The organism is Arthrobacter sp. MYb23, assembly GCF_002979775.1.
In the GTDB taxonomy this organism is placed as follows: Bacteria; Actinomycetota; Actinomycetes; order Actinomycetales; family Micrococcaceae; genus Arthrobacter.
Window position 1 is genome coordinate 120970 of the sequence record NZ_PCPR01000011.1, and the last position, 17569, is coordinate 138538.

Annotated in this window: 15 protein-coding genes; 7 read left to right on the plus strand and 8 right to left on the minus strand. The window is 62.4% G+C overall.

Annotated features, from left to right (window positions below):
* From CQ020_RS13210 to panD, 3 genes are all read left to right on the plus strand, one after another.
* Positions 1-573 (plus strand): helix-turn-helix transcriptional regulator, encoded by a 573-nt coding sequence (locus CQ020_RS13210; RefSeq protein WP_105692255.1) that lies wholly within the window; start codon positions 1-3, stop codon positions 571-573.
* A gap of 2 nt (positions 574-575) precedes the next feature.
* Positions 576-974: a hypothetical protein gene (locus CQ020_RS13215; protein ID WP_258141877.1), complete on the plus strand. Its 399-nt coding sequence runs from the start codon at positions 576-578 to the stop codon at positions 972-974.
* An 80-nt stretch (positions 975-1054) separates the two neighbouring features.
* Positions 1055-1486, plus strand: a complete 432-nt coding sequence (panD, locus tag CQ020_RS13220) for an aspartate 1-decarboxylase (protein ID WP_178995752.1) — start codon at positions 1055-1057, stop codon at positions 1484-1486.
* 79 nt (positions 1487-1565) lie between these two features.
* On the opposite strand, the gene CQ020_RS13225 is transcribed toward panD, so the two are convergent.
* The 4 genes from CQ020_RS13225 to CQ020_RS13240 are packed head-to-tail and all read right to left on the minus strand — an operon-like array spanning position 1566 to position 5618.
* Positions 1566-2897 carry an NAD(P)/FAD-dependent oxidoreductase gene (locus tag CQ020_RS13225; RefSeq protein WP_105692256.1) on the minus strand — a complete coding sequence of 444 codons (1332 nt, stop codon included), beginning with the start codon at positions 2895-2897 and terminating at the stop codon, positions 1566-1568.
* A gap of 11 nt (positions 2898-2908) precedes the next feature.
* A complete protein-coding gene (locus tag CQ020_RS13230) occupies positions 2909-3241 on the minus strand; it encodes a cupin domain-containing protein (protein WP_105692257.1) in 333 nt (110 codons plus the stop codon).
* Positions 3242-3298: 57 nt separating this feature from the next.
* Complete coding sequence (locus CQ020_RS13235) at positions 3299-4102, minus strand: MoaF C-terminal domain-containing protein (protein WP_105692258.1); 804 nt, start codon at positions 4100-4102, stop codon at positions 3299-3301.
* A 49-nt stretch (positions 4103-4151) separates the two neighbouring features.
* Complete coding sequence (locus CQ020_RS13240) at positions 4152-5618, minus strand: APC family permease (protein ID WP_105692259.1); 1467 nt, start codon at positions 5616-5618, stop codon at positions 4152-4154.
* A gap of 207 nt (positions 5619-5825) precedes the next feature.
* Between CQ020_RS13240 and CQ020_RS13245 the strand changes: the two genes are divergently transcribed.
* Positions 5826-6425 carry a TetR/AcrR family transcriptional regulator gene (locus CQ020_RS13245; RefSeq protein ID WP_105692260.1) on the plus strand — a complete coding sequence of 200 codons (600 nt, stop codon included), beginning with the start codon at positions 5826-5828 and terminating at the stop codon, positions 6423-6425.
* Between the two features lie 147 nt (positions 6426-6572).
* Positions 6573-7499: an AEC family transporter gene (locus CQ020_RS13250; RefSeq protein ID WP_105692261.1), complete on the plus strand. Its 927-nt coding sequence runs from the start codon at positions 6573-6575 to the stop codon at positions 7497-7499.
* Between the two features lie 76 nt (positions 7500-7575).
* Here the strand turns inward: CQ020_RS13250 and CQ020_RS13255 are convergent, their stop codons facing one another.
* From CQ020_RS13255 to CQ020_RS13265, 3 genes are all read right to left on the minus strand, one after another.
* Positions 7576-10212, minus strand: coding sequence for a trehalase-like domain-containing protein (locus CQ020_RS13255; RefSeq protein WP_105692262.1), 2637 nt, complete (start codon positions 10210-10212; stop codon positions 7576-7578).
* A gap of 168 nt (positions 10213-10380) precedes the next feature.
* Positions 10381-11742, minus strand: coding sequence for an aspartate aminotransferase family protein (locus CQ020_RS13260; RefSeq protein WP_105692263.1), 1362 nt, complete (start codon positions 11740-11742; stop codon positions 10381-10383).
* Between the two features lie 44 nt (positions 11743-11786).
* Entirely contained in the window at positions 11787-13274 is a 1488-nt protein-coding gene (locus CQ020_RS13265) for a CoA-acylating methylmalonate-semialdehyde dehydrogenase (RefSeq protein WP_105692264.1), read from the minus strand.
* A 113-nt stretch (positions 13275-13387) separates the two neighbouring features.
* On the opposite strand from CQ020_RS13265, the gene CQ020_RS13270 reads away from it, so the two are divergent.
* On the plus strand, positions 13388-15040 hold the full coding sequence (locus CQ020_RS13270) for a PucR family transcriptional regulator (RefSeq protein ID WP_105692265.1): 1653 nt from the start codon (positions 13388-13390) through the stop codon (positions 15038-15040).
* A gap of 8 nt (positions 15041-15048) precedes the next feature.
* On the opposite strand, the gene CQ020_RS13275 is transcribed toward CQ020_RS13270, so the two are convergent.
* Positions 15049-16038: an LLM class flavin-dependent oxidoreductase gene (locus CQ020_RS13275; RefSeq protein WP_105692266.1), complete on the minus strand. Its 990-nt coding sequence runs from the start codon at positions 16036-16038 to the stop codon at positions 15049-15051.
* Positions 16039-16329: 291 nt separating this feature from the next.
* On the opposite strand from CQ020_RS13275, the gene CQ020_RS13280 reads away from it, so the two are divergent.
* Complete coding sequence (locus tag CQ020_RS13280; RefSeq protein ID WP_105692267.1) at positions 16330-17322, plus strand: ABC transporter substrate-binding protein; 993 nt, start codon at positions 16330-16332, stop codon at positions 17320-17322.
* Positions 17323-17569: the final 247 nt, after the last annotated feature.

Genomic DNA, 17569 nt, shown 5'->3' on the forward strand with positions numbered 1-17569 from the left:
ATGAACGCGGAGGCTATTGGCCAGACCATACGCGAGCGACGGAAAGCCCGAGGCTACACTCAACAAGCCTTGGCCGACTCCGTCGGAGCTTCCCGCAAGTTTATTGTGGACCTGGAATCAGGAAAGGAAGGAGCATCCTTCGGGCTGGCCCTGAAGGCGATGCAAGTCCTCGGCCTGGAAATAACCTCCAATGACAGCTCTTCCCATGAATTCGCGGGAGACTTTGCACGCACTCTGAACGAGGGCGACTACCACTACGCCATTCGGTTGCTGGGCGAATACACCAACTCCTCGCTCGCTGCGGGCCGGGCACTGATGCCCACGGCCCCTTCCTTCAATGACGACGCCTACCGGGCAGCCCTTGGCGCGGTGACTCTATGGGTGTCAGCCAAAACCGGATCGCCCGCACCAAAGTGGGCGAAAAACGCCAGGGCATCGTCGCAGCCGGTTTTTCTGGCCGAGAAGCTTCATCCGGTCAGCGACCGGATGAAGGACCTCATCCGCAGTGAGACTCCCGCTGAAATCGCTGCCATGAACGTTTGGATCCGCGAGAGAGATTTGGCCACGGTTTGACGGTGCTCGAATTCCGACGTGACGACGTGGTTGAAGTGGCCGCCGGGATGGAACAGGAGTACGGGTTGCCCCCGAAGTGGCTAAACAGCAATGCAGCAGCATTCCTCCCCGAAGAAGCGCGGTGGATCGCAGGCCCAAAGGGGACCTCATCAGCCATCCAGCTCGCCGACCTGCCCACCTTGGCAGCAATGAAGATAGCGGCGGAGCGGGCGAAAGACATTGAGGATCTTGGCCACATAGTGCTGGCGCTGGGGATTGAAAAGGCCGCCGACCTCGTACAACTCGCTTTCGAGAAATACGGCGAGCACTCTGTAGCTCTCAGCGCACCAGCAGACAATTACGAAATCGTTGCTGAAGAAGCAATGGCCGCGGCCAGGGCCTTACGTCGGCCACTAAAGTAGCCTTTCCACCTGCGCTAAGAACGCGAACGTCTGGTACGTCACAGCGCCGGATGAGGGTGCCGCGCTAAACTGATCGCATTATGATCCGCACAATGTTCAAGTCCAAGATCCACCGCGCAACGGTGACCCACGCCGACCTCCACTACGTCGGTTCGGTCACTGTCGACCTGGACCTCCTGGACGCGGCCGACATCCTTCCTGGTGAGCTCGTCTCCATTGTGGACGTCACCAACGGCGCCCGGCTGGAGACGTACACCATTGCCGGCGAGCGCGGTTCGGGCGTAATCGGGATCAACGGCGCGGCCGCCCACATGGTCCACGTGGGCGACACCGTCATCCTCATCACCTACGCGGAGATGACCACGGAGGAGGCCCGGACATACGAGCCCCGGGTGGTCCACGTGGGCAAGGACAACAAGATCCTGCAGCTCGGCAACGATCCCGCCGAGGGCCACACTCCTGGCCTCATGCGCCCGCCGCACGCGCTCAGCAACGCAGCGCACCTAAGCTAACGCTTCAACTCAGACTCCACAACAACGCTCGACGTCGGCACTCACCTGAGTGCCGACGTCGAGCCCGTTGTGGGCTGCTTTAGCCCACGACGACAGGAGCCTGGGCGGGTGAACTTGCGTCATTTTCGAGTGCGGATGCTGCTTGGCGGGCAGCGTCGAGGCCGCTCTCGATGGCACCGTCGATGAACCCTCCCCAGCCGTTGGCGATGTCAGATCCGGCGAGGCGGATTCTTCCCTCGGGCTGCTGGAGTTCCGCCAAATACCGGGTGAGGTATCCGGCGTAATGCATGGGCCAGGTGGACCGCGCATATTCATCAGCCACCCAGTCGTGTCCAGCGACCTCAAGCACTTTCAACCCAGGGACTATGGCGTCAAGATGCCCTTGTGCAGCGGCAACATCGGCTACATCCACGGCCCCGGCCTCGGGACCAAAGCAGACAAGGGTGGTGGTGTCATCATCGATGTACTCAGCTTGGACGAAGTTCAGGGCCGCCGTCTCGGGCCCAAACGCGACAAACCTCTCCTGACGGCCTTCCACCTTGACCCACAATTTTGCACCGCGGCCTGCCTGTCCCCTTGCTGCCGCCTCCCGTTTACCGGGCGAGAACGCTGGTTGGATATCGATGTCGTTCAGCACGCTGAGCGGGAGCGCGAGAATGACCTGACGGGCTTTGTAGTGTTTGCCCGCTTTGGTTGTCACGAGGACTCCCTCGTCATCCTGATCGATGGACGCGACCACCTGGTTCAGCCGTAGCTCTGCCGTTGAGTCCGCAAGGATCGCCTCGGCAAGGCGGCGGGTGCCGCCGTCGATCTTGAAGCTGGCGCACGCCTCAAACATCAGCTGCCAGTCACCACTGGCCACGGCACACCAGCGCAACGCCTGGGTATAGGCCGCCTGGCCCAGCCTGCCGTTGAAATTCAAGGTCCAGAAAGATCTCAGGAGCTGACGCTGGTCCTCAGGGAGGTCCAACCGGTCGATTGCTTCCGAAAGTGTGAGCTCGTCGATGTCAGCCACCTCGGGGTTATCCAAGGGTGACCACGGAAGAGGGAAATAGCGCCGGGCAGCAGCCAGGAGCGTGCGGTTCGGGCCATCCAGCAATTCCAGCATGCTGTCTGCGGCGCCTTCATGCCGTTGTCCGTCTACGGTCCAGAAAGCCTTGGTGAATTCCGGTCCCGGCAGCGCCTTGATCCCGTACCGCCCCATTTCCGCCCAGACGTAAGGCTGGGTCCAGTGCACCCAGGTGCCGCCGAGTTCCAGGTCCCGGCCAAGGTGCTCTGCAAAGTGAGTCCGTCCCGCGATGCGGTCTTTCGCCTCGAGCAGGATGGTGGTGTGTCCGCTGCGGGACAGTTCCCTTGCTGCTGTGAGGCCGGCAAAGCCTGCACCGATAATGACGACGTCGGAGGTTTCCACGTGTTCGTTCCTCAGCTGTAGACGAAGAATTCGATGGTCGGTTCCAGGACACTCCAGCGGGTCATTGCCCCCTTGGACAGTGAGGCCATGGAACCTTCCCTCAGCTCGAGGGTGCTCCCGCCTTTGACCTCAATGCGGAGGTATCCGGAGATGACGTAAATGGTTTCATCATGGTCAATCGGCAGGTCGAACGGTTCCGGCGCCTCCTCAGGGGTGACTTTCCAGATACCGCCACTGAGCGCCTCATTTCCGTTGTCTCCAGTCCGGCGAAGCCATTGAACCGTGCCCAGCTCAAAGGGTTCAAACGCTGTGTGGTCAAGATGGGCATGGAAAACCTGGGACATGGGATTGCTCCTCTGGTGTGGATCGCGGAGGCGGGCCTCCACTCAGTGTTATAGGTGTCAGTGCTTGCGGGTGTCACTGGGGTAGCTGGTGGTGTTCAGGACCGTGAGCCTGGAGTTGAACGGCAGGGTGACGGGCTCCGCGGCAGGATTGTCCCAACCAAACATCCGGCCGATGGAGCGCTGCTCGCGCAGATCGATCAGGAGCACTGCTTCAACGGTCATCACCTGCTCGGTCCAGAAGAAGATGTACAGGTCCTCCGCCACAGCCCACGTCATGCAACGGTCGGTATCAGCGAGTCCGGCTTCCCCTCCGCGAACGCAGTGCCACGTGAAGGTTCCTTGATTCAGGTAGATGTGCTCGTAGGATTCAACGTCGCTGTAGCGGTAGAAGATGCGCTTGCCCACGAGGTCCGCGGACCGCTGGTGAACAGCAGCCCGGCCGCTGGCGTTGGAGTGCGTGAATTCGGTTGTCCCCCGGACCTTGCCGTCCGAGCTGACAAACCGGGAGACGGCAGTGGTGACAGCACCGGTGGTTTGGTCCAGGATGATGGTGACATTCTCGGCGTCGGCGTCTTTGCCTTGGTCTTGTCCACGGACGAAATCAATGATGAAGATTCCCGGGCGGGCTTCTATGGCCTTATAAGCAGCGGTCCCCTTGGCGGCGCCCTCGGCCCACGTGAGCGTTGACGGGGTGAGGAAGGTGTACTCGGCAAGGGTGCCGTCGGCTGTCTGCAGGGAGATAGTTGTGGCAGCCAGCGCAGGAGACGCAGGCAGGGTTTGATCCCCAAAGCCATCCAGCATGGTGGAGACCGGCGGCCATTCTTCCTCGGGTACATAGTCCTGCAGTTCGGTGATGGTCATGAGTTTGGTCCTTTTGTTGTAAGGGACGATTTGGATCAGAGAAGTCGGGTCAGACAATTTCTGCGGCGTAGTTAATGGCGGGCTTCTGCCTTCCCCGAATCAGGCCTGCCACAAAGATCAGCGGGATACCAAGGAGGAGCCAGCGGGCCACCCCGCCTGCGCCGCCGAGCAGGACGTCGTAGTTGTCCAAGGTCAGGTAGCCCACCACAACAAACGCCAGGAAGGAAAGGGCGGGTGCGATCACTGTGACCCAGAGGTTGTCCCGGATCCCGGACCTGGCGAAGTACACCAGGACCGCAGCGGAGGTCACCAACAGGCTGGAGATGAAGCCCGCTGTTCCCAGGGCTACAAACCACGCGAAAACTGTGGCGATCGGGTCTGCGCCGGCCAGGAGGAAGGCGCTGATCACTGCCAGGACAACCAGGGAATTGACCAGTCCGGCAAAAGCGGGTGCCCCTGTTGCGGAAACGGAAGACAGTTTGGCCGGGAGTGCGCCCGCCCTCCCAAGAGCAAAGAGGTAGCGGGAGAACATGTTGGAAAGGCCCAAAAGCATCGCAATGAAGCTTGTGACAACCAAAATCTGCATCGAGAGGCTCAGCCATGCCCCGCCGCTGGACTCGGCGAGGTCGAAGATCATTCCGGACGGATTCTCGGTGGCTACAGCCTGGATCCCATCGATCCCCACGGCTCCGCTGATGGCCCACGTGGACAACATGTAGAAAACTCCGATGAAAGCAATGACAAGGTAGGCAGCACGCGGGATGGTGCGCCGCGGATTCCGTGCTTCTTCGGCGAAGACGACCGTGGCCTCGAAGCTGGTGAAGCAGGCAAAGGCGAACAGCAGCGAGATCCCCAGGCCGGGACCAAAAATGTTCTCCCCCGTGAACCCGGCGAACGTGAAGATCCCCAACCCCTTCTGCACGATGAGGGAGACCACGAGCGCGGCCACCACCAGGGTTTCGCCGAGGATGAGCACTCCCAGCACCTTCAAGCTGGCGTCCACGCCCTTCATAGTCAGGAAGGTAATGAGTCCCATGACTACGACGATCCAGAAATAGACCGGCAGCCCGATCCCCGTGAGGCTTTCCATGAGTTGCTGGGCAAAGACACCGAACTGGGACCACAACCCGATCTGAAGGCTGAGATAAGTAAGGATGGCGATTCCCGCGCCGCCCGTGGCCCACTTGTTGCCCAGGCCCTTGGCTATGTAAGCAACGAATCCGCCTGCGTTGGTGATGTGCTGGCTCATTCTCAGGTATCCCACCGAAAAGAGAGCTACCAAAAGGGCTGCTATCACATAGATCACTGGAGTTCCGGGGCCGCTCGCGGAGAAGATGACGGGGCTGGCTCCCACCACTGCGGCCATGGGGGCGGCTGCGGCGATGGCGAAGAAGGCAATGGCAACAACGCCAAGTTTGTTCGCCCTGAGCCGGACGGCACCTGCCGGGGGGTCGGCGCGTTGAGGGTCGGCATCTTTGGGACCGACCGGGGTCGATGTCTGAGGGGATTCGTTCATGAGGCTGTTCTTTCCGAAATGCACTGGCACCATCGCCACTGCGGAGGGATAGGGGGCCCTACCGCCCGGGGGACGAGTGTCCGTGCGGTGAGACTGAAGCTGCTCTTGGTGGCGGGTGATCCGGGCCACATTCCAAACTATACGTTTGTATAGTTTGGGGTGTCAATGGGTCCGCTCCCCGGATTTCTTGACCGTTAGACTCGCTGTATGAGCCAGGAAGCACGGAAGCTGCCCTACGGAGATGGTCGGGATGCCCTGCTGGCTGCCGTGTTGGATGTGGTGGCGGAGAAGGGCCTGCGTGGAGCAACCTACAGATCTGTTGCCACCCGCGCCGGCGTGAACCATGCACTGGTCACCCACCACTTCGGCTCCATGGAAGGACTTCTGGCCGCCACCATGGAATGGTCTGTCCAGCGGTCCATTGAGGAAACCGGGCTGTCCGGGATCGCTGACTTCGACGGGAACTTCGCCGACACACTTATCGCTACGGTCTCCGCCGAACCCGAGCTGCAGTTGTTCCAGTTCCAGATGATCCTCGAATCCAGGCGCAACCCCCAGATCCGGGCGATGGTGGAGCGCCTCTACGCCAACTACGTCAGTACAGTGGAAGACGCCTTGACGCGCCGAGGGCTGGATACTCGCAACGAAGCTTCTCTCGCCATTTTTGCCGCCCTTGACGGGCTCATGCTTCAATTCCTCACCATCAGCGACCCTGACCGCATCAGGGCCGCCGTCATCCAGGTGGGGCGATTGATCTCTGCGCTCGAAGCCGCGAACGGTACCACGGAGAAGCAAGCAGAGAAATAAGGTTCGACGTCGGCACTTACCTGAGTGCCGGCGTCGAGCGCGTTGAGGGTCCACATGACGGAACTTCCGGCTGAAAACGCTTACTCGGGAGGCGGTTCTGACTAGGCTGGGAACCGTGATCCACCGAAACCCCACCCGCACGCTGCCATGATCGGCGTCCTGTCCGGGTTCTTCGTGGTGTGGGCCATCATCCTGGTGGGCATGTTTGTTGGGCGGCGGAACATCCTCGGTGAGAACGCCCGGTCCGTGCTCAGTTCACTGACGTTCTTCGTGGCCAGCCCGGCTCTACTGTTCGAAACTCTGAGCAAGGCCAAACTGCACGACGTCTTTGCGGCTCCCCTCCTGGTTACCGCAGTGGGCGCTGTAGTGACGGGCCTGTTGTTCTTCCTGATCGTGAAGTTCTGGCTCAAGCGCAGCCTGCCGGAGTCGCTTATGTCATCCATGAGTGCATCCTTGGCCAACTCAGCCAACCTCGGCATCCCCATCGCCGTGTTTGTCCTGGGTGATGCAAGTTATGTGGCGCCCCTGTTGATCTTCCAGCTGGCGTTCTTCACGCCCCTGTACCTGATGGCCCTCGACGCCAGCACCAGCTCGCACCGCACCACTCCCGTGCGTTTCCTGCTGATGATCGTGAAAAACCCCATGATCGTGGGCTCAGCGCTGGGGCTGCTGGTGGCGGGCACTGGATTCCAGGTCCCGACACTGATTTTGGAGCCCATCCACCTCATTGGCGGTGCAGCGATTCCGGCCATGCTGATGTCCTTCGGCATGAGCCTGAACGGATCCGAGCCCCTGCAAAAAGCCGCAGGCCGCCGCGTGGATACCTTGCTGGCCAGCGGATTCAAGCTGATCGTCCACCCCTTGATCGCATACTTGTTCGCCCGCTTCGCCTTGGGCATGGACGGCCACGCGCTGTTTGCCGTGGTGGTCACTTCCGCGCTGCCTACTGCGCAGAACGTGTTCGTGGCAGCCAACCGATACCAAGCGGGAATCACAGTAGCCAAGGACACCGTGCTCATCACCACCATCGTGGCGGTGCCGGCCATGATCGCCGTAGCGCTGCTGCTCACCTAGCGCCGCCTTACCCAACTGAGTCGCAGATCAGGCCGTTGTGAGAGCTGAGAACGACCTGATCTGCGACCTAGTTGGGTTACTCCACGTCTGCGCTGGCCAGATAGTAATCCAGGAGCTGGGCGCAGCGGATGAAGCCCAGATGCGAGTACGCCTGAGGATGGTTGCCCAGGTGCGTTTCCGTCCCGGGGTCGTATTCCTCCGGCAACAGGCCCGTGGGTCCGAACAATGCCACCAGCTGGTTGAACAACTCCAAGGCATCATCCAGGCGGCCAACAGCAAGGTACGCCTCGATCAGCCAGGTGGTGCAAATGTGGAAGCCACCCTCCAAACCCGGCAGACCGTCGTCGTACCTGTACCGGAAAACAGTGGGCCCAACGCGCAGCTCGCGCTCAACAGCAGTAACGGTATCCAGGAAGCGCTGGTCCTGAACATCCAACAGCCCCGAAAGCCCAATGTGGAGGACCGCGGCATCCAGATCGGGGCTGTCGTAGGCCACAGTGTAGGAAGCTGCGGATGAATCCCAGCCCTCACGCAGGACTTCCTCGCGAATGGTTTCGGCGGTGGGTGCCCAATCTGAATGAGGCGAGCGCCCATGCAGAGCGGCAGCCTTAAGCGCCCTGTCCAGCGTGACCCAGCACATCACTTTGGTGTACACGTGGTGCCTTGGCGCCCGTCGTGCTTCCCAAATCCCGTGGTCGGGTTCGTGCCAGCGGGCCAGCACTGCATGGGCCATCTGCTCCATGAGGAACCAGTGTTCGTCCGGAAGGAACCCGCGGCGCTCGGCAAGATCGTGGATCAGCTCGGCGATGGGTCCGAACACATCCAGTTGCACTTGGTGGTCCGCGGCATTGCCAATGCGCACCGGTCGCGAGCCTGCGTAACCGGGCAGGCTTTCCACGATTGCCTCCGTGGAGAGCGGCGCCCCGGTCACCGAGTAGAGCGGATGCAACCACTCGGGCCCCGGTGCATTCTGGAGGATGCGGTCCAGCCAGGCCAGGAACCCGTCCGCCTCCTCCGTGGAGCCCAACGACACCAGCGCGTTCACGGTCATGGACCCGTCACGCAGCCAGCAGTAGCGGTAATCCCAGTTCCGGGTCCCGCCGATGCCCTCAGGCAGTGAGGTGGTTGGCGCGGCCAGCACAGCGCCGGTGGGCTCATGAACAAGCGATTTAAGCACCAGAGCGGATCGGCGCACCAACGACGTTTTGATGCTGGGCAGCTGCAGTGCCTTGATCCAATCGCGGGAAGACTGCCCGACGGCGGTGCGCCGGTTTGGCTCGCCGCCCGGGTCCGCGGGTGGCGGCTCGGTGTCACCGCAGCGAAGGTTCAGCACCACAGGACCTTGGTTGAGGGGAACTTCCGCCGTGGCCGTGGCATATTTGCCGTCGCTGGTGATCCGGAACGAGACCCCCGGCGCGGAGAGAATGATGGGGTCCGAGGTACCCATGATGTGGACTTCGTCGCCGCGGATCTCCATGCTGAAGGGCGCGTTGGCGTAGTCCGGCCTGGGTGCGAAGACCACGCGGGCCGTGCCTGTTCCGGATAGTACCCGCACCAGGCTGGTAATGCCTTCCTGCGCCGGCTCCAAGTAGTCGGTCACGGTGACGTCAGCCCAGCGCGTCTCAACGATCATGGTGTTATCCACATACCGCTGAGCCAACACCTGCGAGGGTTTTACCGGCTCTATGCTGAAATGACCGGCGGGTTCACCGCCAAGAATGTGGGCAAAAATGGATCCCGAATCCGGAAGGGGGTGACTCATCCAGCAGACTTTGGCGTCCGGGGTCAGCAATGCGGTGGAGCTCCCGTTGCCGATCATGGAGTGCCGTTCCAGCCCCACCGCGTCTTCACCGAACAGCCATGCCCGCCTGAGTTCGAACAACAAAGCCAGCACCCGCGCAAAGGCTTCCGGATCCGCGATGGTGTGCGCCGCCGTCGTATCCCCGGGGCCTACATGAAGGCCGAGGTCCGGTCCGCGCAGGGTGGCGATTGCTTTTTCGTCACTCTCCGCATCACCTGCGTAGAGTGCGGCGCTCACCCCGAGCCGTGCGCGTAGCTGCTCAAGCGCCTGGCCTTTGGCAGGCTCCTCCACGGTGAGGTCCAAAACGGTGCCATCAATGATGAAGTACAGACCGAACTCAATGGCAATCTTCTGCGAAAGAAAAATCACCCGATCCACCACCTCTGGCGTGGCCGGCCGGGTATGCACCGCCATACCCACCGGCTTACGGACAATGCTGATGCCCTTCTCAAAGCCCACCGCCTCGGTCAACGCCGTAGCCACCTGTTGGAGCAACTGTTCCGTGGCCAGAGAAAGGGTGTAGGCATAGCCCATGTCGAACTCCACACCGTGGGAACCCACCAGATGGACCTCGGCCGGAAGCCGGGATACCGCGGCAAGGTCCCGCAAGGACCGTCCGGAGATGATGGCCGTGTGCGTGTTGGGCAAGGCAGCGAGCGCACGGAGTGCCACGGCGGCGCTATCAAGTGGCAACGTTTCTGTTGACACGCCCTCAGCAGAGCACAGAGTCCCACCGTAGTTGCACGCCACCAGCAGGCCGGGGACCCGGGCGAGTTCCCTGAGTTCCGCAAACAGCTGCGGCGTGATTCCGCTCTCCGCGTCGGACTGGAGAACGGTGCGAAGGAGGCCAAGCGGGAGAGACTTCATGAGCAGCGCCGAGTCGGCTACTGCTTGGTTCAGGTGCGTGGGCATGGCAAATCCTTCCGGGGCGGATAGCTACAGTCTCCGCCCGTCCGGTTTCGCTTGGCTACCTAGTAGATTGCAAATGCGTAAAGCTTTTCCTTGGATTTATGCGCGAAGGTCCCGCACTCCCGCGGCGAATTCGTACTACCGGCTCGAGTGCGGGACCTGACGCTGCAATCAGGCCGCGAACGTGTCCGCGATGTCCAGGACGTCGTCCAGAATGGCCAGGCCCAGCCGCGCATCTTCAACGCTGATGTTGCAGGGCGGAACCACATGAATGCGGTTGAAGTTCGCGAAGGGGATGAGCCCGCGCGACTTGCACGCCGCCACGAGTTGGTTCATTTCCGGGCTGGAAGAACCGTATGGTGCCAGCGGTTCGCGGGTGGCACGGTCCTTCACCAGTTCGATGGCCCAGAAAACACCCCGGCCCCGCACTTCGCCCACAGAGGGGTGGCGCTCGGCGAATCCGGCGAGCGTCGGGCCGATCACGTCGGTACCGAGGCTTGCAGCATGCTGCACCATGCCTTCACGTTCCATGGCGTTGATGGTGGCCACGGCGGCCGCGGTAGCCAGTGGGTGGCCGGAGTAGGTCAACCCGCCGGGATAGGCGCGTGTACCAAAGGTGGCAGCGATTTCCGGGCTGATGGCGACGCCGCCCAGCGGTACGTAACCGGAGTTCACACCCTTCGCGAAGGTGATCAGGTCCGGGACAACATCAAAGTGTTCCACGGCGAACCACTTGCCCGTGCGTCCGAAGCCGGCCATGACCTCGTCTGCGATGAGGACGATGCCGTGCTTGGTGCACAGATCCCGCACACCCCTCATGTAGTCAACCGGCGGAACGTAGATTCCGGCCGTTCCGGGGATGCTCTCCAGCATGATCGCGGCGATGCTGGATGGGCCTTCAAACTCGATGAGCTGTTCCAGGTGTTCAAAGGCCCGCTGGGCTTCTTCTGCCTCGGTGGTGGAGTGGAACGCCGTGCGGTAGAGGTATGGCGGGAAGAAGTGGATGGTGCCCGTGGATGCGTTGTCACTGGCCCACCTCCTTGGGTCGCCGGTGATGTTGACTGCCAGGTGCGTTCCGCCATGGTAGGAGCGGTAGGCGGAAAGGACCTTGTGGCGGCCTGTATGGAGCCTGGCCATCCGGACGGCGTGTTCGTTGGCATCCGCGCCACCGTTGGTGAAGAAGATCCGGTCCAGCTCCCCCGGGGTCCGCTCGGCGATCAACCGTGCGGCCTCCGAGCGGGCGTCGTTGACATAACTGGGAGCAATGGTGCACAGCTTGGCTGCCTGTGCGGCGATGGCTGCCACAACGGCCGGGTGCTGGTGTCCTATGTTGGTGTTGACCAGCTGGGAGGAGAAGTCCAGATACTTGTTACCCTCACCGTCCCAGACGTGTGAGCCCTCAGCTGCGCTGATGACCATGGGATCCAGCGTGTCCTGCGCGGACCAGGAGTGGAAGACGTGTTTGCGGTCCAACTCGTAGGCGCGGAGGGCTGCGTCGCGGTCAGTCTGTGGTGGTTCAAGGATGGCGGTCATGGTGGTTGTCCTGACGTCGGCTCTGCGGAGTCTTGGGGGAACGCTTAGGAATTCTGCGGGAAGCCGAGGTTGATGCCACCGTGGCTGGGATCCAGCCAGCGGGTGGTAACTGCCTTGCCCCGGGTGAAGAAACCGACACCTTCAGAACCGTGGGCGTGGGTATCGCCGAACAGGGAGTTCTTCCATCCGCCGAACGAGTAGTAGGCCATGGGCACTGGGACGGGGACGTTGATGCCCACCATTCCCACCTCAACCTCGTTCTCGAAGCGGCGGGCCGCACCGCCGTCGTTCGTGAAAATTGCGGTGCCGTTGCCGTACGGATTGGCGTTGATGGTGGCCAGGGCGTCGTCGTAGCTGTCCACCCGGACCACCGAGAGCACGGGTCCGAAGATCTCGTCCTGGTAGATGGACATGTCCGTGGTGACGTGGTCAAACAGGGTGGGGCCTACGAAGAAGCCGTCGCCCTCAGCGTCGGGAACAACGCCGCGGCCGTCGACGACGAGCGTGGCACCTGCCGCTTCACCGGCGTCGACGTATCCGGATACTTTGTCCCTGTGCTGGGACGTCACCAGGGGGCCCATATCGCAACCGCGCATTCCGTCACCGGTGCGCAAGATCCGGGCACGATCCGCGATTTTGTCCACCAAAGCATCGGCGATGTCACCGACGGCCAGGAGCGCTGAGACAGCCATGCACCGTTCCCCGGCGGAACCGAACCCGGCATTGATGGCGGCGTCGGCAGCGAGGTCAAGATCGGCGTCGGGCAGGACGATCATGTGGTTCTTAGCGCCGCCAAGCGCCTGGACCCGCTTGCCGTGGGCGGTGGCGGTCTCGTAGACGTACTTGGCGATCGGGGTGGAGCCCACGAAGGAAACGGCTTTGACATCCGGGTGCGTCAGCAGGGTATCCACCGCTACTTTGTCGCCGTGAAGGACGTTGAAGACGCCGTCGGGCAGGCCGGCTTCCTTCCAGAGTTCGGCCACCCAGTTGACGGCCGTTGGGTCCTTCTCGCTGGGCTTGATGATCACGGTGTTGCCTGCGGCGATCGCGATGGGGAAGAACCACATGGGGACCATTGCCGGGAAGTTGAAAGGGCTGATGATGGCCACGGGGCCAAGTGCTTGCCGGATGGAGTGGATGTCCACTTTGGTGGAGGCGTTTTCGGTGTAGCTGCCCTTGAGCAGGTGGGGAATCCCGCAGGCGAACTCCACCACTTCCTGGCCTCGGCTCACTTCGCCCAGAGCGTCGTCCAGGACCTTGCCGTGCTCGGAAGTGATGATCGCGGCGAGCTCGTCCTTGCGGGAGTTGAGGAGCTCACGGAAAGCGAAAAGGACCTGGGTGCGGCGGGCCAGGGAGGTATCGCGCCATGCCGGGAAGGCTGCTTTGGCGGCGTCGACGGCGGCATTACCCTCCTGCACGCTGGCCAAGGCAACCTGCCCGGTGACCTTACCCGTGGCCGGGTTGGTGACGGGAGCGGTGCGGTCCCCTGCCGGGACGTAGCTGCCGTTGATCCAGTGCTCAATGGTGTTCAAGAGTTCTCCTTGGTGCGGGGGTTGTTGAAGGCTGGAATCAGTCTGTCCGCCGTCGAGCCGCCGCAGTAGGGCCTATGTGTAAAGGAATATTCAAGGAGCCTTACACTATGTAAATGCTGCCCACTGTGAGTGCCGTCCTTGAGCTCCCTGTGCTGCGAGCCGCCGCACCCCGCGTGCTGGGCGGACTGGGAGGCTTGGAGGCACCCGTTCGCTGGGTGCACGTCAGCGAAATCCTCGACGTCGGCGGCCTGCTGTCCGGTGGAGAATTGGTGCTCACTACGGGGCTGGAGCTGGAGAAGACCCCTGAAGAGTCGGCGTCGTTCATCCGCTCGTTGGAGGCCGCTGGAGCGGCGGGACTGATCGTGGAACTCATCGGTCAGCGGCCCCGCAGCTGGAAGGCGCTGGAGAAAGCGGCCCGCTCCGCATCAATGCCAGTGATTGTGGTGGAGCAGCGGGTGCGCTTTGTTCAGGTCACGGAGATCGTCCACAGGATGATCGTGGCCGAACAATTGGAGCGCGTGGAACGTGCCCGGGACGTCCATGAAGCGTTCACCGTGCTGAGTTTGGAAAGTGCCGACACCCAACGTGTGGTGGAGCAAGCGGCCACCATGATCGGCGCTTCAGTAGTGCTGGAAGATCTCTCGCATCTGGTTCTCGCCTACGCTGGGCAGCGCGTATCCACCACGGAACTTCTGGACGATTGGGAGCGGCGATCCCGCACTACACCGTTCCCCGCTCACACCGCGCGGTCCGGACCGGAGCAATGGCTTCAGGCGGCAGTGGGGGTACGTCAGCAGCTGTGGGGCAGGCTGGTGGTGCCGATGCCACCCGCGGCCTTCGACGCCGATGAGGACATGGCCGTCATGGTTCTGGAGCGGGCGGCCCAGACTCTGGCCATCAACCGCCTGGCGGATCGGGATCAACGCGAACTCAGCCACCACGCACAAGCCGGACTCCTCAATGCTCTTCGCCAGCCCCGCGGACTCAGCGAAGCAGAAGCATTGGCACGCGCAGGTTCCTTGGGCTTGAAGCGATCCTCCTACTATGTGCCGATCGTTTTCAGGACTGCCCTCCAAGCATGGGGTTCGCCCATCCTGCCCGGCGACCCCTTCGCCGGGCAACAGGACGAGCGCGAACTCCTGGAGAAGCTGGCCAAGGGATTGAAGTCCAGCGCGGGGACAGCCTTAGCGGCAAGCATCCAGTCCGGATCAGTAGGGATGATCCTCGCCCTCCCCGCCCGCCAGCAGGAAGAGCCGACGCTGCAAATCCTGGCAGAGGCCGCCGCCGGGCCAGGGATTGAAGCCAACCTGGCGGCACCCCCCGCCTGGATCATCGGAGTCGGCCGCATGAAGGCGACGCTTTTGGAAGCCGCAGCAGGAATCGACGAAGCAGCCCATGTGGCTGAAAGCGCTGCCACACTCCGGGACACGGGCAAGCCCTACTTCCGGGCTACGGACGTGCGCCTTCGCGGGCTGCTGGCTCTCCTGCGCAAGGATCCCCGCGTTCAGCAATTCGTGGAGTCGGAGTTGTCCGCCGTCCTCCAAGCCGAGGCGGAAGGCAAAGGCGAATACCTGGAACTGCTGGGGCTCTACCTCGGCTCCGGTGGCAATAAGGCCGCCATGGCACGCAGCGGATACCTAAGCAGGCCCACGCTTTATGTCCGGCTCGCCAAATTGGAGGAACTGCTGGGCGTGGACCTGGAGGACGCCGAGTCGCGGACCTCACTTCATGTGGCGCTGCTGGCGCACCTCATCCGGGGTCAGTGAGCGGGGTCCTACGCGCTCACAAGCCCCGCAACCTCAGCCACAAGCTCCACTGACCGCAGGCGCTCTTCGGTGCCGATGCTCTGGTGAGCCACAATCAGTTCATCAGCGTCAGCGAACGACGCAAACTCGTCGAGGTAATCCCGCACCACATCCTTGGTTCCGACTGCGGAGAACTTCATCATTTGGGCAATGTGCTGGCCCTGCGGGGAATCGAGCACCATGTCCGCCTCGTCATCGGTGAACTCGCGGCCGCCGCCGAAGAACAGTGAGACGCGGGCGCGCTTCACAGCGAGATGGATGGCCTGTGCCTCGGAGTTTGAGTCCGCGGCAGTGACGTTCACACCGGCGATCACGTGCGGCTCGGACAATTGATCCGAGGGCTTGAATTCGCGGCGGTAAACGGCAACAGCGTCCTGAAGCGCGGCGGGGGCAAAGTGTGAAGCGAAAGCGTAGGGAAGACCCAACTGGGCTGCCAGCTGGGCACCGAACAGCGAGGAGCCCAGGATGTACAGCGGCACGTTGGTGCCCTTGCCCGGCGTCGCTTCAACACCTTGGATACGGGTGGGTCCGGTGAGGTAGCCCTGTAGTTCCAGAACATCCTGGGGGAAGCGGTCCGAGGACGTGTGGTCCCGGCGCAGCGCGCGCATGGTGTTCTGGTCGCTGCCGGGGGCGCGGCCCAGGCCGAGGTCGATCCGTCCCGGGTGCAGCGTCTCCAGAGTGCCGAACTGCTCCGCTATGGTCAGCGGCGAGTGGTTGGGCAGCATCACACCACCGGCGCCGAGGCGGATGGTGTTGGTGTGGGCAGCCACATGGGCGATCAGGACACTGGTAGCGGAGGAAGCAATCGCGGACATGTTGTGGTGCTCGGCGTACCAAACACGGCGGTACCCCAGCTCTTCGGCTTTCTGCGCCATGGCAACACTGCCTGCCAGGCTTTCCGCCACCGTCTGGCCCTTCCCGATGGTTGCCAGGTCGAGGATGGAAAGAGGAACAGTCACAAGAAAGCCTTTCGGTACGTTTTGGTGCCCGCACGGTTGATTGCCGGCCACTCTAGCGACAACGACGGCGGCCCCCGGCTTATTTCTGTGAGTTGCGTCGCGCGTCCATTTCCCAAGGTTTCGGAGCAGTTTTGTGACCCAGTTCGACGCCCGATTAACTGCCGTGAACCCCTGTATCCCAGCGTTTCAGAACACTTTGACCCGTTCCCAAAGGCTGCCGGATAGTTGCAGCCACAAGTACGCATCAGACCTCCCTGTCGCGATGATCAGGGGAAATCCAAGGAGAAACACATGGCACGCTTCGCTCTCAAGACCGGCGCCACCGCGGCGCTGGCCGCTACGGCGTTATTGGGGCTGGCTGCCTGCTCCGATCCTGGGGCGACCGCCGCAACCGGGGCGTCAGCTCCGGCGTCGAACGCTTCATCCAGCTCATCCGCTAAAGAGTTCAACCTGACCCCGCAGCAGGACCGCATCAAGGTGACAGTGGACTCTGCCGCGGCCGCCCTGGTTCCCGACGCGATCAAAGCTGACGGCAAGCTGACCGTGGTGACCGCCCCCGGCACTCCCCCGTTGAGCGCCTTCGCCACGGACAACAAGACCCTCATTGGAAACGAGGTAGACATCGCCTATGCCGTGGGCGAGAGCCTGGGCCTCCAGGTGGAGGTGCTGCCGGTAGCCTGGGCTGACTGGCCGCTGGGTGTCGAGTCCGGCAAGTACGAGGCCGTCCTCTCCAACGTCACCGTCACCGAGGCGCGCAAGGAGAAGTTCGACTTCGCCACCTACCGCAACGACCTCCTGGGCTTCTACGCCAAGACCGACTCGGACATCGGAGAGGTTAAGGAAGCCAAGGATGTTGCCGGCAAGCGCATCATCGTTGGCTCGGGCACCAACCAGGAAGCCATCCTGGTGCGCTGGGACGAGGAGAACAAGAAGAACGGCTTGAAGCCGGTTGAGTTCCAGTATTACGACGACGACTCCGCCTCCCAGCTCGCCCTCCAGTCCGGCCGTGCGGACCTGACGTTCGGCCCCAACGCCTCTGCCGCTTACAAGGCTGCGAAGGATGGCAAGACCAAGGAAGTGGGCACGTTGGAAGGCGGCTGGCCGCTGAAGGCTGAAATTGCTTTCACCACCCAGAAGGGCAACGGCCTTGCCGTGGCTGCCCAGGCTGCACTCAACACCCTCATCAAGGACGGAAGCTACGCGAAGATCCTGGACCGTTGGGGCCTCTCCTCCGAGGCGATTCCCGCGTCCGAGCTGAACCCGGCAGGCCTGCCCAAGAAGTAGGAACCGCTACGGCAGGGCCACCTGCCGACGACGAATCCCCGCCGGACATCAACCGGCGGGGATTCTTGTGCCCGCCGACCCAACTGGGTCGCAGTTCAGGCCGTTCTGAGCGTCCAAAACGGCTTCAACTGCGACCTACTTGGGTGCGGTGCGGGGCGGTGCGGGGCGGGTTGGGTGCAGCCTGGGCAGCCACGGCAAGGCCGTTGCCCTTCTGGGTGGTGAAAGCAATTTCAGCCTTCAGCGGCCA

Coding starts and splice junctions, on each gene's coding strand:
- panD (WP_178995752.1), top strand. CDS start 1,055: ATGATCCGCACAATGTTCAAGTCCAAGATCCACCGCGCAACGGTGACC.
- CQ020_RS13250 (WP_105692261.1), top strand. CDS start 6,573: ATGATCGGCGTCCTGTCCGGGTTCTTCGTGGTGTGGGCCATCATCCTG.
- CQ020_RS13280 (WP_105692267.1), top strand. CDS start 16,330: ATGGCACGCTTCGCTCTCAAGACCGGCGCCACCGCGGCGCTGGCCGCT.
- CQ020_RS13210 (WP_105692255.1), top strand. CDS start 1: ATGAACGCGGAGGCTATTGGCCAGACCATACGCGAGCGACGGAAAGCC.
- CQ020_RS13230 (WP_105692257.1), bottom strand. CDS start 3,241: ATGTCCCAGGTTTTCCATGCCCATCTTGACCACACAGCGTTTGAACCC.
- CQ020_RS13260 (WP_105692263.1), bottom strand. CDS start 11,742: ATGACCGCCATCCTTGAACCACCACAGACTGACCGCGACGCAGCCCTC.
- CQ020_RS13235 (WP_105692258.1), bottom strand. CDS start 4,102: ATGACCATCACCGAACTGCAGGACTATGTACCCGAGGAAGAATGGCCG.
- CQ020_RS13255 (WP_105692262.1), bottom strand. CDS start 10,212: ATGCCCACGCACCTGAACCAAGCAGTAGCCGACTCGGCGCTGCTCATG.
- CQ020_RS13240 (WP_105692259.1), bottom strand. CDS start 5,618: ATGAACGAATCCCCTCAGACATCGACCCCGGTCGGTCCCAAAGATGCC.
- CQ020_RS13270 (WP_105692265.1), top strand. CDS start 13,388: ATGCTGCCCACTGTGAGTGCCGTCCTTGAGCTCCCTGTGCTGCGAGCC.
- CQ020_RS13245 (WP_105692260.1), top strand. CDS start 5,826: ATGAGCCAGGAAGCACGGAAGCTGCCCTACGGAGATGGTCGGGATGCC.